A 13476-nucleotide genomic window follows, 5' to 3' on the forward strand; every position below is an offset into this window, starting at 1 on the left:
GTGGCACGCAGACGCGGCCTCCGCCGCCTGGTGGTCCTGCTGCTCACGCTCGCGCTGGTGGCAGGCGCCATCTATACCGCAGTGTTTTTCGTGCAGCGTTCCGAAACCCTCGTTTCGGAGCGCTGCACGGCCGTTGTCGGCGACAGGACTGCCGAACTGGCACCGGACCAGGCGGTGTACGCGTCCCTGATCACGGCCGTCGCCGTCCAGCGGGGGCTGCCACCCCGGGCAGCGAGTATTGCCCTTGCCACGGCCATGCAGGAATCCAAGCTGCGGAACATCGGGCACGGCGACCAGGCGGGACCCGATTCCCGGGGGCTGTTCCAGCAGCGGCCGTCCCAGGGCTGGGGAGCAGAGGAACAGGTCATGGACCCCTATTACGCTGTGAATGCCTTTTACGACGCACTGCTGAAGGTCCCGGGGTATGAATCCCTGGACATCACGGACGCCGCGCAGCGTGTACAGCGCTCCGCCTATCCCCTGGCGTACGCCCAGCATGAGGAACTGGGACGGTTCTTCGCCTCCGGTTTGTCCGGCCAGACTCCCGAGGCAGTGCACTGCACGCTGCGCTCGTCCACCCTTCCCGGTGACGCCGGCGCAGTAGCGGCTGAACTCGGCAAGGCCTATGGCCCCCTGGGCACGGCAGTGGACGGACAGACCCTCGTTGTGGAAGCCACAGGCAGCCAGGCCTGGTCAATCGCACAGTGGGCCGTGGCGAACGCCAAGGGACTTGAAGTCACCCGCGTGGAAGTCGCCGGGCGCAGCTGGGACCGTTCGGAACGGAATGGCTGGCAGGAGTCACCAGCGCCGGATGGCCAGGTGCGGATTACCGTAGCGGTCCGGGAGGCCTGAAGCCGCCCCGCGGGCGGGCATTCAGACGAGGATCTCCACAACAGGCTGGACATAGCTGCGGAAAAGCTCAGGCTGGCTCATCAGCTGCTGGCTCATGATGATCTTGTCCGGCTCGAGGTACCAGGCACGGGGTTCATTCAGCGGCAATTCAATGATGCTCAACTTGAAGTCCCGCGAGTCCCGGCCTACTTCAAGGAGGCGGTCGTCCACAAGGTCCTCCAGCATCTGGTTGGTGCCGCTTGCCACCCGTTCCGCCTCAAGTTCGGCGTACTCGCTCCGCCGCTCCCGGGCCCAGGTGAGGGCGGAGCCGAAGTGTGCCTGCAGGACACGCTGGAGTGCGCGTGAGTTGCCGAAGGCCGCGAAGTCCGGCGGAGTAAGTTCCGGCGACGTCTGCGGGTATGCCTTCAAAAGCTGCGCCCACCAGGCTTCCCACTCCGTGCGGAGGGTGCCGGGGCCACCGACGTCGGCAATCAGGTGGCTGTGGTCTGCAGGACGGATTTTCGGGGTTGCATGTGACAGTGCCGGGTGGCCTGCGCCGTTGAGTCCCGCGGCATCGCGGACATACAACGCGATCATCATGGGTCCGGATGTGTCCGTCGTGATCTGCCACCCTGTACCAGTTGCCTGATGCATCCCAAATCCCTTCCCTGCCGTGTTCGTGCCGGGTCTGCTGATCCGGTCCGGCGCCCCCGGCTATCAGTCTATTCCCGCTCCCTGCCCACGTTAACGCCCCTCACCGCCCAAGCGCCTCAAGGTGCCGTCCAGCACGCCGGAACACATCTGTGCCGTCATCCAGCCCGGCTGCAGCAGGTGGCAGCAGTCAGGCTCCGCCGCCAGGAACGGCCGGGTCCTGGCTACGGGCTTCGGCGTCAACAATCTTGGGCAGCACAGCTATTTAGCACGCTCATGCGCAAAACCCGCGGTAAGGCGTCCCCTGCTGCCGGTGTCCGAAACATGGCGGCGGGAGCAGTGTGCCGTGGGATAGCGTTGGACGCATGAAGATTCTGGTTACAGGGGGCACCGGCTACATCGGTTCCCACACTGTTCTTTCCCTGCAGGAAGCCGGCCACGACGTTGTTGTCATCGACAACCTCGTCAACTCAAGCGAGGAGTCCCTCCGCCGGGTGGCCGAACTCACCGGCAAGGCTGCGCAGTTCCATAACGTGGACCTGGTGGACGAAGCCGCGGTGGAGCAGGTGTTCGCGGGTACGGCGATTGATGCGGTCATCCACTTCGCCGGACTGAAGGCCGTGGGCGAATCCGTGCAGCAGCCCCTGAAGTACTACTACAACAACCTGGTCGGTACCCTGAACCTGATCCGCGTGATGGACCGGCACGACGTCCGCTCCTTCGTCTTCAGCTCCTCGGCCACGGTGTACGGCGAGCACAACCCCATCCCCTACGTGGAGAAAATGGAGATCGGGGCCAACAACCCCTACGGCCGCACCAAGGAGCAAATCGAGGACATCCTCTCCGACCTCGGCGCCGCGGACCCCCGCTGGCATATAGCACTGCTGCGCTACTTCAACCCGGTGGGCGCCCACCCCTCCGGCCGGATCGGCGAGGACCCGCAGGGCATCCCCAACAATCTGGTTCCGTTCATCGCCCAGGTGGCCGTGGGCCGGCGCGAAAAGCTGATGGTCTTCGGCGGCGATTACGACACCCCCGACGGCACCTGCCTGCGCGACTACATCCACGTCGTCGACCTCGCCCAAGGCCACGTGGCAGCACTGAACCACGTGGCTGGCCGCGAGGGCGTCTTCCGCTGGAACCTCGGCTCCGGCAAGGGCTCTTCAGTCCTGGAGGTTCTGCGCTCCTTCGAGAAGGCCGTCGGCAAGCCCATCCCCTACGAAATCACCGGCCGCCGCGCCGGCGACCTGCCCGCCTTCTGGGCAGACGCCACGTCGGCCCTCGCCGACCTGAGCTGGTCCACCACGAAGACGGTCGACGAGATGTGCGAGGACCACTGGCGCTGGCAGAAAAACAACCCCAACGGCTACGCCTCCTGATTTCGCCAACGCAAACGGCCGCCCACCTCGAGGAGGTGGGCGGCCGTCGTCGTAACGTGGCTAGCGGACCGGGTAGTCCCGCTCCGGCTCACCAATGTAGAGCTGGCGGGGGCGGCCGATCTTGGTGTTCGGGTCGCTGATCATTTCGCGCCACTGGGCGATCCAGCCGGGCAGGCGGCCGATCGCGAACAGCACGGTGAACATCTTCTCCGGGAAGCCCATGGCCTTGTAGATCAGGCCGGTGTAGAAGTCGACGTTCGGGTAGAGCTTGCGCTGGATGAAGTAGTCGTCGTTCAGCGCCTTTTCTTCGAGGCGCAGGGCGATGTCCAGCAGTTCGTCGTTGCCGCCGAGCTTGCTCAGGATTTCGTGGGCGGTGGCCTTGACGATCTTGGCGCGCGGATCGTAGTTCTTGTAGACGCGGTGCCCGAAGCCCATGAGGCGGACGCCGTCTTCCTTCTTCTTGACCTTCTCCATGTAGTCCTCGGGCTTGAGGCCCTCGGCCTGGATCTGGCGGAGCATCTTCAGTACGGCCTCATTGGCGCCGCCGTGGGCGGGGCCGAACAGGGCGTTAATGCCTGCGGAAACGGAAGCGAAGAGGTTCGCGTTGGAAGATCCCACCAGGCGGACGGTGGAGGTGGAGCAGTTCTGCTCATGGTCCGCGTGCAGGATGAGGAGCAGGTCCAGGGCCTTCACGATGACCGGGTCCAGCTCGTACTGCTCGGCCGGAAGGCCGAAGCTGAGGCGGAGGAAGTTCTCCACGAGGTTCATGGAGTTGTCCGGGTACAGCATCGGCTGGCCGATGGACTTCTTGTGCGCGTAAGCGGCAATGACGGGCAGCTTGGCCATCAGGCGGATGGTGGAAACTTCCACCTGCTCGGCGTTGAACGGATCCAGCGAGTCCTGGTAGAACGTGGACAGCGCGGACACCGCGGAGGACAGCACGGGCATTGGGTGCGCGTCGCGGGGGAAGCCGCCAAAAAAGCCCTTCAGCTCTTCGTGCAGCAGGGTGTGCCGGCGGATTTTCTGGTCGAACTCATCCAGTTCGGTGGGCGTGGGCAGGTTGCCGTAGATGAGCAGGTAGGACACCTCGAGGAAGCTGGAGTGCTGCGCCAGCTGCTCGATGGGGTATCCGCGGTAGCGCAGGATGCCCGCATCGCCGTCGATGTAGGTGATAGCCGAGGTGGTGGCTGCAGTGTTCATGAAGCCGGGGTCGAAAGTGACTGCGCCCGTCTGCTTCAGCAGCTTGGAAACGTCGTAGCCTTCGTTTCCTTCGATAACCGGGATGCGGGGGAGCTTGAGCTCGCCACCTGCATGGAGCAGGGTCGCAGCGTTGTTGGTCTCAGTCATGGAGTCCCCTTCATGAGGCTTCTGGGCCTCTGTCGAAAGCTTGATCCAATATCAGGTGAGCCGCGCACAGACCCTGAGAAGACAGGTTCCAACACCCGGGCTGCCTTCTTGTGGAAAGCCACCATTGATCAGTTAAAAACTACCGCTCCTTGCCGGGTGTCACTAATCCACGAGGGCATCACGTCCCGTAAAGTGCCGGCCTTGTGGCGCGAGTCACACCAATGTTACGCGCCTCACTACTGCCGGAAGTCAGCCGAGCCGGGCAACAGCGGCGTCGATCCGCTCGTCCGTGCCGGTGAGGGCGACGCGGACGTAACCGTTGCCTGCTTCGCCATAGAAGACACCGGGGCCCACCACAATGCCGCGCTCCGCCAGGCGGGCGACAGTGGCCCAAGTGTCCTCCCCCGCGGTGGACCACAGGTACAGGCCGGCGTCGGAATCCTTGATCTCCAGGCCGAACTCCTGCAGCGCCGGCACCAGCCGCTCGCGGCGGCCCCGGTACAGGTTCTTCTGGGCTTCGACATGCGCGTCGTCACCCAGGGCTACCCGCATGGCTTCCTGGACCGGGTAGGGGACGATCATGCCGGCGTGCTTGCGGCTGTTGACCAGGTTTGGCATCAGATTCGGGTCGCCGGCAACGAACGCTGCGCGGTAGCCCGCCAGGTTGGACTGCTTGCTCAGCGAGTAGACGGCGAGGAGACCCTGGTGGGATCCGCCCGCCACCCTCGGATCGAGGATTGAGGGGACGGCCTGGCCGCCCCGCTGGACGTCCCACGTTCCCCAGCCAAGCTCGGCGTAGCACTCGTCCGAGGCCACCACTGCGCCGAGGCCGCGTGCCTGCTCCACCAGCGTCTTCAGCGAGTCGGCGTCACGGACACTGCCCGTGGGGTTTCCCGGCGAATTAACCCAGATGAGCCGGACGCGGGAGCGGGTGTCGTCGTCGAGTTCGTCCAGGTTGTCCGTGGCGACGGAGGTGACGCCGGCCAGCGTGGCGCCAATATCGTACGTGGGGTAGGCGACCTTGGGGCGTACGACAACGTCCCCCGGCTTGAGCCCGAGCAGCAGCGGCAGCCACGCCACGAGTTCCTTCGAACCTACCGTGGGCATGATGTTGCGGGGGTCGAGGCCAGCGACGCCGCGGCGGCGTTCGAACCAGCCTGCGATGGCTTCCCGGAGCGCCGGCGTGCCGTGGACGGTGGGGTAGCCCGGAGCGTCGGCGGCGGCTTTCAGGGCGTCCTGGATGAGTGCCGGGGTGGCGTCAACCGGGGTTCCGATGGACAGGTTGACCACGCCGTCGGGGTGTTCCGAGGCCTTCGCCAGGTACGGCGCCATGGCCTCCCACGGGTAGTCGGGCAGGTCAAGGCCGAATGCGGTCACTGCTGCGGTCCCTTTCCTGCGCGCGTCAGTGGTCTTGGTTCTGCGGCGGCAGGGCGGCAATCATGGGGTGGTCCTTGCCGGTGTTGCCGATCTTTGCGGCGCCGCCGGGGGAACCGAGGTCGTCGAAGAACTCGACGTTGGCCTTGTAGTAGTCGGCCCACTCGTCCGGGGTGTCGTCCTCGTAGTAGATTGCCTCAACCGGGCACACGGGTTCGCAGGCGCCGCAGTCGACGCATTCGTCCGGATGGATGTACAGCGAACGCTCACCCTCATAGATGCAGTCCACCGGGCATTCTTCGATGCACGCTTTGTCCTTGACATCTACACACGGCTGCGCGATTACGTACGTCACGTCAGTGGCCTCTCCACGTTGGTTCCGGCAACCCGCCGGCTCTTGCATCCGGCAACCTCGGCCGGACTCTTGACATCTGAGCCTATTATCTCCCAGCCCGATCCCGCGAACCTAGCCGGCCCGCCTAGTATGAACTGGTGAGTCAGCTTCCTGCCCCCGCCGGTTTCCTTGCCGCCGCCAAACCCGGGACGCGGGTGGTGGTGCGCTACCGGATCGAGGGCGGCCTGACCGATGCCCTCGGCCACCTTATCTCGTGCGGCGCCGGCGACTGCACCGTCCGCACCCGGCAGGCCGACGTCGTGATTCCCCTTGCCGCTGTTGTTGCGGCCAAGGAAGTGCCGCCGGCCCCCGAGCGGCGCCGCCCGCGCACCTAGGGCGGATCTCACTGTGCAGGAACTGTCCCTGCACGACCAGCCGCTGTCTCATCGCGCACGGCGGTACATGGCAAGTGCCTGGTGGACCATGCGAACAAACTCCTCGGGCTGGTTCTGCAACATGTCAAAAGTCACCCGAAGGGTGGGCACGCCCCGGATAACAGTGATGTTCCACCGGCGCCTATCCTCCCGGTAGGCTGCACGGTCGCTGTGGTGGGCAAAGCCGTCCGTCTCGATGCCCAGCAGGCCGTCTACGAGGAGGTCCAGATGACCCATCCCTGGAATCTTGACCTGCATCTCTACCGTCAGCCCCGCTTCTTCCAGCAGGTAGCGCGCCATCGTCTCGATGATGGAGCCTGACTGCGGCCGGATTTTCGCTATCAAGCCCCGGATGGATTTTTCACGCGCCGCTGGAAACCGTTCCCGCAGGGCGGGTAGCTGGACCAAGCCCTTCTTTACTGCCGATTCGGCGATAGTCAGCCCCTCGAGATGCGGAAGGCACCGAAGCGACTGGCAGACGATGTCCAGGTGTGTAAGCGGTAATTTGCTGCGATGCACCAGACAGCCAGGGATCGCCCTGCCGTGAGGAGCAGCGAGGTGCGGCCTGTCTGGCGCCTTAACCACCCACAGTCCCGCGGTCTTGGCAGCTGTGGCACAACCAGGCACAGCGTGATGGCGGGCGGCATGTGCAAGGAGGGGGTCGGCGTCTGGAAGTGCATACAGGCCGCGCGCAATCCGCTGTACAACCCCGTCCCGGAGCCCGGCTTCGAGGCTCCGCCGGGAGACGCCAGCCCGCATGAGGGAATCGATGCCGGAGACCCCTCCCAGCCCCGTTAACGCATCGGTGATGGTCCGCATGACAACTATGCTTCCCGCTGCGGACGGGCAGCCGCATTGGCCCGGACGGGTTATGTGGACAACTGCAGTGCGCAGCGAAGCCCGAATCCGGCGCGCACCTACTGTCCCTGCGTGGCGATCCGTTGTCCCACCGCGCACGGCGGTACATGGCAAGGGAGCAGCAATTAAGCCAGGAACGCCACCGGCAAGAAACCGGTGGCGTTCTCTGGAACTGGCAGTAACTAGGCCTTGGCGCGGGCGCGGGCGGCCTTGGCACGCTCGTTGGTATCGAGGATCACCTTGCGGATGCGGATGGCTTCCGGAGTGACCTCGACACACTCGTCATCGCGGGCGAACTCCAGCGATTCCTCGAGGGTGAGCTCGCGCGGCGGGGTCAGGTTCTCGAAGCTGTCGGAGGAAGCGGCACGCATGTTGGTGAGCTTCTTTTCCTTGGTGATGTTGACGTCCATGTCGTCGGCGCGCGAGTTCTCGCCAACAATCATGCCCTCATACACCTCGGCGGTGGGCTTCACGAAGAAGGAACCGCGCTCCTGCAGGTTGATCATGGCGAACGGGGTCACGACGCCGGCACGGTCGGCAACCATCGAGCCGTTGGTGCGGTACTCGATAGGGCCTGCCCACGGCTCGTAGCCCTCGGAGATGGAGGCCGCTATGCCGGCACCGCGCGTTTCGGTCAGGAACTTGGTCCGGAAGCCGATGAGGCCGCGGGCGGGGACGATGAACTCCATGCGGACCCAGCCGGTGCCGTGGTTGGCCATGTTGGTCATACGGCCCTTGCGGGCGGCCATCAGCTGGGTGACGGCGCCAAGGTACTCCTCCGGCACGTCGATGGTCATGTGTTCCATCGGCTCGTGGATCTTGCCATCGATGGTCTTGGTGACAACCTGCGGCTTGCCGACGGTGAGCTCGAAGCCCTCGCGGCGCATCTGCTCGACCAGGATGGCCAGCGCGAGCTCGCCACGGCCCTGGACTTCCCAGGCGTCCGGACGCTCGGTGGGCAGCACGCGGATGGAGACGTTACCGATCAGTTCCTTGTCCAGGCGGTCCTTCACCTGCCGGGCTGTGACCTTGGCGCCCTTGACCTTGCCGGCCAGCGGGGAGGTGTTGATGCCGATGGTCATGGAGATGGCGGGATCATCCACGGTGATCAGCGGCAGCGGCTGCGGGTTCTCAACGTCGGTAAGGGTTTCACCGATGGTGATGTCCTCGATACCGGCGACGGCAACGATTTCACCCGGGCCGGCGGACTCGGCCGGAACGCGCTCCAGCGCCTTGGTCGCGAGGAGTTCGGTGATCTTGACGGTCTTCAGCTCGCCATCCTGGCGGGCCCAGGCGACCTGCTGGCCCTTGCGCAGGGTGCCGTTGTAGATACGGAGCAGGGCGAGGCGGCCCAGGAACGGGGAAGCATCCAGGTTGGTGACGTGCGCCTGCAGGACACCTTCCGGGTTGTAGGTGGGAGCCGGGATGTGCTCGACGATCGTCTTGAACAGCGGCTCGAGGTCCTCGTTGTCCGGCGCGGTACCGTCGGCAGGCTGTTCAAGTGATGCCCGGCCAACCTTCGCTGCGGCGTAAACCACGGGCACGTTGAGGATCTCGTCCAGATCCAGGTCCGGCACCTCGTCGGCAAGGTCCGAGGCAAGACCGAGAAGAAGGTCCATGGACTCGTGGACCACTTCTTCGATGCGGGCGTCGGGACGGTCTGTCTTGTTGACCAGCAGGATGACGGGCAGGTGCGCGGCGAGTGCTTTGCGCAGCACGAAACGGGTCTGCGGGAGCGGACCTTCGGAGGCGTCCACCAGCAGGACGACGCCGTCGACCATGGACAGGCCGCGCTCCACCTCGCCGCCGAAGTCGGCGTGGCCGGGGGTGTCAATGACATTGATGGTGATGGTTTCGCCGTTGGACGAAGGGCCGTTGTAGGCGACGGTGGTGTTCTTCGCCAGGATGGTGATGCCCTTTTCGCGTTCCAGGTCACCGGAGTCCATGACGCGGTCCTCAACCTCGCCGTGGGAAGCAAAGGAGTTGGTCTGCTTGAGCATGGCGTCGACCAGGGTGGTCTTGCCGTGGTCAACGTGGGCCACAATCGCGACGTTGCGCAGGTCACTGCGCGATGCAGTGGCTACCGCGGTGTTGGTGGTGGTTTCAGACATGCGTAATGGCTCGATTCAGTGGAGTCAGCTGTTGTATCGCGCCACGTCCTACCGGAATGCACGACGGATAAGGTCCTTTGCACAGGGCGCCTTTACACATTCTACCGGCAGGGGCATTTATTGGCCTAAATACGCGGGCTGCCAACCACGCGCGCGCAGGCAGCGCTCACGCCACGCCCTAAAATAGTGAGCAAAATCACTGGCTATCGTGTCCGGCATGCCACATGATTGCTCTGACACTCACCGCCGAGCACGCCCGGAGACCCCATATGACACGAGCCATGGCCCGTACCCGCCTTGGCGCCCCCGGAGCAGGGCTCGTCCTTGCCGTATCCGGGCTTTTGGGTCTTTCAGGATGTGCCCTGCCCGGCCACTCCCCCACTGCGTCACTACGGGCAGTTGCCACAACGGCACAACCGGCAGCCGGAACAGTACACGTGCGTTCCACTGTCCGGAACCTGGATAACGGGCGGCTTGAGGCGGTGGTCCCTGACATCGCCCGGACAGTGCTCCTGATTGGAGACTCCCAGTCGGAACCTGGTGACGGCTGGCCTCGCCAGGGCCTTGCGGCGGCAGGGTACAAGGTCTACTTCTGCGGCCGGGGAGGAACGGGATTCGTTGCCGGTAACGGCGCAACCGGCAATTACATCGACGCACTCCGGAACGGTGACTGGCTGCTCCCTTCCGGGACTCCCGCCCTGATCGTCATTCAGGGCGGCGGCAACGACGCAGCCCATGGGGCCAGCAATGCACGGATCACCGAAAACGCTGAGGAACTGATTTCGGAACTGCGGGCGCGCTACCCCGGAACCCGCTTGGCGATGATCGGCACTTTGGCCCGCGGCGAGGGCCACGGCGGCGGCCGGCGCACGGAGGTGGACAGGCTGCTCGGGAACGTGGCAGCGGCACAGAACCTGCCGTTTGTGTCCGTCGGCGACTGGTTGACCCGGTACGGCCTGGCCAAGGACCTCGCGGACGCGGTGCACCTGAACACGGCGGGGCGTCGTGCATTGGGCGCGTTGCTGGAGCGGCGACTGCGCGACCTGGGGCTGGACCGAAAGCCGGACCGGGACGCCCCGCCCGTGCTGTCCGCCGGACCGGATGCTGCCGGCACGGCTCGCGACTGAGGCATAGATACGAGGAAACGGCCGAAACCGATCAAGGACCGCAGAAGCGCCCCTGCAGTCTCCATGACCCTAGGCCAGGCGCCACTCCCACACGTTCCACCACACGCCGAGCGGGCCCGGACTCGGTTTCACACCGGTAATCCGGGGACCGAAGGCCGTGGTGCCGATGGTCTGGTACAGCGGGAGGCCGTAAGCGTTCTCCCAGATTTGCTTGTCGATGTCCGCGAGGAGTTCGTCCTGCCGGCCCAGGTCGGTGGTCCCTGCCAACTGCTCCATGGCCCGGTCAGCATCGGCATCGGAAAAACCGTTGAAGTTGCTGCCCGCACCGGTACGGAAGATCTGCGGAACCCTGCTGACTCCGGCGCTGGTGCCGATCCAGCCCAGCAGAGCGGCGTCGTGGCCGCCCCCGCCCAGAGACCCCGCCCAGTCGGCGCTGCCCTGCCCGCCGTCCTCCACCAGGAAACCTGCCTGCGCGGCCGAGTCACGGATCAGGGCAAAGGCCCGGGCACGGTTGGGATTATCCCGGTTGTAGAGAATCCGGACAGTGGGTGTGGCGCCCTTCAGGAGCGCCCGTGCTCCCTCCATATCCACCTTCGCGTACCCGGACGAGCCGTTGTTCCGGGCAGTGTCCGCATACTTGGGGTGGGCCGGCAGGAAGACGTGCGAGTCAAGCGGCTTGGCGCCGGGCAGCATCTCCCCCACCACTGCGTCCACAATGGCCTGGCGCGGCACAGTTTTCAGGAAGGCTTCGCGGACATCATCATCCTCAAAAACGCCGGAAAAGTTGAGGTCCAGGTGGTCGTAGCCAGCCTGCTCGTAGCGTTCCACGGTGTTGCCCTGATTCGCCAGCCCGGCGAAAAGTTGCTCGGTGCCTGCCGAGGGCTGCGGGGAAATGATATCCGCCTGTCCGCTGCGGAGGGCGTCAACGGCTGCGGGCAGCGCCCCGGTGAAGCGGATGGTGATTTCGTCCAACCATGGCTCGGCACCCCAGACATAGTCGCGGTTCCGCACGAGCCGCATGGAGGACTCCGGAGCAATGTCCCGCACGAGGTAGGGGCCACTGGACAGGTACAGGGCAGGATCGTCAGGGAGCGATTTGGTGTCGAAGCCGGTGTTCCAGAAATCGCTGACCGCCTTCAGTTCCGGATTGGCTTTTGGCATTTCCGGGTTGCCACGGGGTGAATCCCGCAGCAGTTCAACGAGGTCCTCTTCATCGTTCAGCCCGCCCTTGGCGGCCACGACGTGCGCCGGCAGCCCGACGTCGAACGCTACTTCCCAGTCCGCGTAGGGTGTGGCGTACTCCAGGGTGATCGATCGGCCGTCGTCGCCAAGCTCGGGGAGCACGGTTCCGGCCAGTCCGCTGGTGTCTGCGGCGGTGGAAAAGTAGGTGGTTCCCGTCCCGGCCTGGGGGTCGGCGTCGTCGAAGTAGCCCGAGCCGGCCGCCCAGCTCAGGAGGAGGTCCCCGGCGTCGATTGCTTCGCCGTCGGACCATTTAACTCCCTCGTTGACGGTGTACCTCACCTTTAACGGATTGTCCGAGACCTTCTCAAACCGCCCGAACTTCTCATTGCGGACTACCGCTGCTTTGTCGTCCAGGTAGTAGAACCCTGAGTGGGTGATGTAGCCGATCTTGGAATTGATGTCCGTGTTGCCGTCGGCGCTGTAGGGGTTGAAGGAGGAGAACGCGTTGACCTCTGCAACGGTGGCGACGCCGCCGCGTTTTGCCTCCCCCACCACGACGGGCGCCGTGCCGCCGCCCGAGCAGCCTGACAGAACCAGGGCAGCCGCAGCTGCCGCCGTGATGTACCGCGCCAGGCGCCTGAGCCGCACGCCGCCTCCTTGTGTTTTTGTCCCGGGAGGTGGACCTGGAGCCGCCAGGATCACGCCCTACATAGTCAGGATAAGGTCTGCAACCGGCCGGGCGTTGGACCCGCTACACGTTGAAGCGGAACTCCACGACGTCGCCGTCGGCCATAACGTATTCCTTGCCTTCGATCCGGACCTTGCCGCGGGACTTCGCCTCGGCCATGGAACCGGCCTCCACGAGGTCGTTGAAGGAAACTACCTCGGCCTTGATGAAGCCGCGCTGGAAGTCGGAGTGGATCACACCGGCTGCCTGCGGTGCAGTATCGCCCTGGCGGATGGTCCAGGCGCGCGCTTCCTTGGGGCCTGCAGTGAGGTAGGTCTGCAATCCGAGGGTGTGGAAGCCGACACGGGCCAGCTGGTCAAGCCCGGATTCGTCCTGGCCGTTCATCTCCAGCATCTCGCGGGCTTCCTCCTCATCGAGTTCCACGAGGTCGGCCTCGAGTTTGGCATCAAGGAAGATGCAGTCCGCCGGGGCCACGAGGGCACGCAGCTCCTCCTGCTTTTCCGGGCTGCCCAAAATGGCTTCGTCAGCGTTGAACACGTAAATGAAGGGCTTGGCCGTGAGCAGGCTGAGCTCCTTGAGGTGTTCCATGTCCAGCTTGTCGCTCTTAATGGCGGAGTAAATGGTGTCCCCGCGTTCCAGGACCGCCTGTGCGGCCTTGATGGCTGCCAGTTCGGCGGCCTCCCGCTTCTTGATCTTGACCTCTTTCTCGATCCGCGGGATGGCCTTCTCGATGGTCTGCAGGTCGGCGAGGATGAGCTCGGTGTTGATGGTTTCCATGTCCGAGCGGGGATCCACCTTGCCGTCCACGTGGACAACGTCGGGGTCATCGAACACGCGGACCACTTCGGCGATGGCTTCGGCTTCGCGGATGTTGGCCAGGAACTGGTTGCCCAGCCCTTCGCCCTCCGACGCACCCTTCACGATGCCGGCAATGTCCACGAAGGAGACGGCCGCCGGCAGCACGCGCTGCGAGCCGAAGATCCCGGCAAGCTTGTCCAGCCGCGGGTCCGGCAGATTCACGACGCCGACGTTTGGCTCGATGGTGGCGAACGGGTAGTTCGCGGCCAGGACCTGGTTGCGGGTGAGCGCGTTGAAGAGGGTTGATTTGCCGACGTTGGGCAGTCCGACGATGCCAATAGTAAGAGCCACGAGCATTGATT

The 13476-nt window shown here is 64.8% G+C and carries 12 protein-coding genes; 4 read left to right on the forward strand and 8 right to left on the reverse strand.

Going from position 1 to position 13476, the window contains the following annotated elements; genetic code table 11:
- Entirely contained in the window at positions 1 to 852 is an 852-nt protein-coding gene (locus ACLH0K_RS11950; RefSeq protein ID WP_411373817.1) for a hypothetical protein, read from the forward strand.
- Between the two features lie 21 nt (positions 853 to 873).
- Here the strand turns inward: ACLH0K_RS11950 and ACLH0K_RS11955 are convergent, their stop codons facing one another.
- Entirely contained in the window at positions 874 to 1485 is a 612-nt protein-coding gene (locus ACLH0K_RS11955; RefSeq protein WP_411373818.1) for a hypothetical protein, read from the reverse strand.
- 362 nt (positions 1486 to 1847) lie between these two features.
- Here ACLH0K_RS11955 and galE point away from each other — a divergent pair, with 362 nt between their 5' ends.
- Positions 1848 to 2861 carry a UDP-glucose 4-epimerase GalE gene (galE, locus tag ACLH0K_RS11960; RefSeq protein ID WP_411373819.1) on the forward strand — a complete coding sequence of 338 codons (1014 nt, stop codon included), beginning with the start codon at positions 1848 to 1850 and terminating at the stop codon, positions 2859 to 2861.
- Positions 2862 to 2921: 60 nt separating this feature from the next.
- On the opposite strand, the gene ACLH0K_RS11965 is transcribed toward galE, so the two are convergent.
- The 3 genes from ACLH0K_RS11965 to fdxA form a co-directional block, all read right to left on the reverse strand.
- A complete protein-coding gene (locus ACLH0K_RS11965) occupies positions 2922 to 4208 on the reverse strand; it encodes a citrate synthase (protein ID WP_411373820.1) in 1287 nt (428 codons plus the stop codon).
- A 249-nt stretch (positions 4209 to 4457) separates the two neighbouring features.
- Positions 4458 to 5540, reverse strand: a complete 1083-nt coding sequence (gene dapC, locus ACLH0K_RS11970) for a succinyldiaminopimelate transaminase (protein WP_411376472.1) — start codon at positions 5538 to 5540, stop codon at positions 4458 to 4460.
- A 70-nt stretch (positions 5541 to 5610) separates the two neighbouring features.
- Entirely contained in the window at positions 5611 to 5937 is a 327-nt protein-coding gene (gene fdxA / locus ACLH0K_RS11975; RefSeq protein ID WP_009356972.1) for a ferredoxin, read from the reverse strand.
- Between the two features lie 137 nt (positions 5938 to 6074).
- Between fdxA and ACLH0K_RS11980 the strand changes: the two genes are divergently transcribed.
- Positions 6075 to 6311 carry a hypothetical protein gene (locus ACLH0K_RS11980; RefSeq protein ID WP_411373821.1) on the forward strand — a complete coding sequence of 79 codons (237 nt, stop codon included), beginning with the start codon at positions 6075 to 6077 and terminating at the stop codon, positions 6309 to 6311.
- A 48-nt stretch (positions 6312 to 6359) separates the two neighbouring features.
- Here ACLH0K_RS11980 and ACLH0K_RS11985 read toward each other — a convergent pair whose 3' ends face one another.
- Together ACLH0K_RS11985 and typA are read right to left on the reverse strand one after the other, a co-directional pair.
- Positions 6360 to 7169, reverse strand: a complete 810-nt coding sequence (locus ACLH0K_RS11985) for a hypothetical protein (protein WP_411373822.1) — start codon at positions 7167 to 7169, stop codon at positions 6360 to 6362.
- A gap of 221 nt (positions 7170 to 7390) precedes the next feature.
- Positions 7391 to 9319, reverse strand: coding sequence for a translational GTPase TypA (gene typA / locus ACLH0K_RS11990; protein ID WP_138136293.1), 1929 nt, complete (start codon positions 9317 to 9319; stop codon positions 7391 to 7393).
- A gap of 437 nt (positions 9320 to 9756) precedes the next feature.
- Here typA and ACLH0K_RS11995 point away from each other — a divergent pair, with 437 nt between their 5' ends.
- Positions 9757 to 10446 (forward strand): SGNH/GDSL hydrolase family protein, encoded by a 690-nt coding sequence (locus ACLH0K_RS11995; RefSeq protein ID WP_411373823.1) that lies wholly within the window; start codon positions 9757 to 9759, stop codon positions 10444 to 10446.
- Between the two features lie 69 nt (positions 10447 to 10515).
- Here the strand turns inward: ACLH0K_RS11995 and ACLH0K_RS12000 are convergent, their stop codons facing one another.
- Together ACLH0K_RS12000 and ychF are read right to left on the reverse strand one after the other, a co-directional pair.
- Complete coding sequence (locus tag ACLH0K_RS12000) at positions 10516 to 12276, reverse strand: ABC transporter family substrate-binding protein (RefSeq protein WP_411373824.1); 1761 nt, start codon at positions 12274 to 12276, stop codon at positions 10516 to 10518.
- Positions 12277 to 12379: 103 nt separating this feature from the next.
- Positions 12380 to 13465: a redox-regulated ATPase YchF gene (gene ychF, locus ACLH0K_RS12005; RefSeq protein WP_411373825.1), complete on the reverse strand. Its 1086-nt coding sequence runs from the start codon at positions 13463 to 13465 to the stop codon at positions 12380 to 12382.
- Positions 13466 to 13476: the final 11 nt, after the last annotated feature.

The sequence above is a fragment of the Arthrobacter sp. MPF02 genome, from assembly GCF_046605375.1.
Lineage (GTDB): Bacteria > Actinomycetota > Actinomycetes > Actinomycetales > Micrococcaceae > Arthrobacter.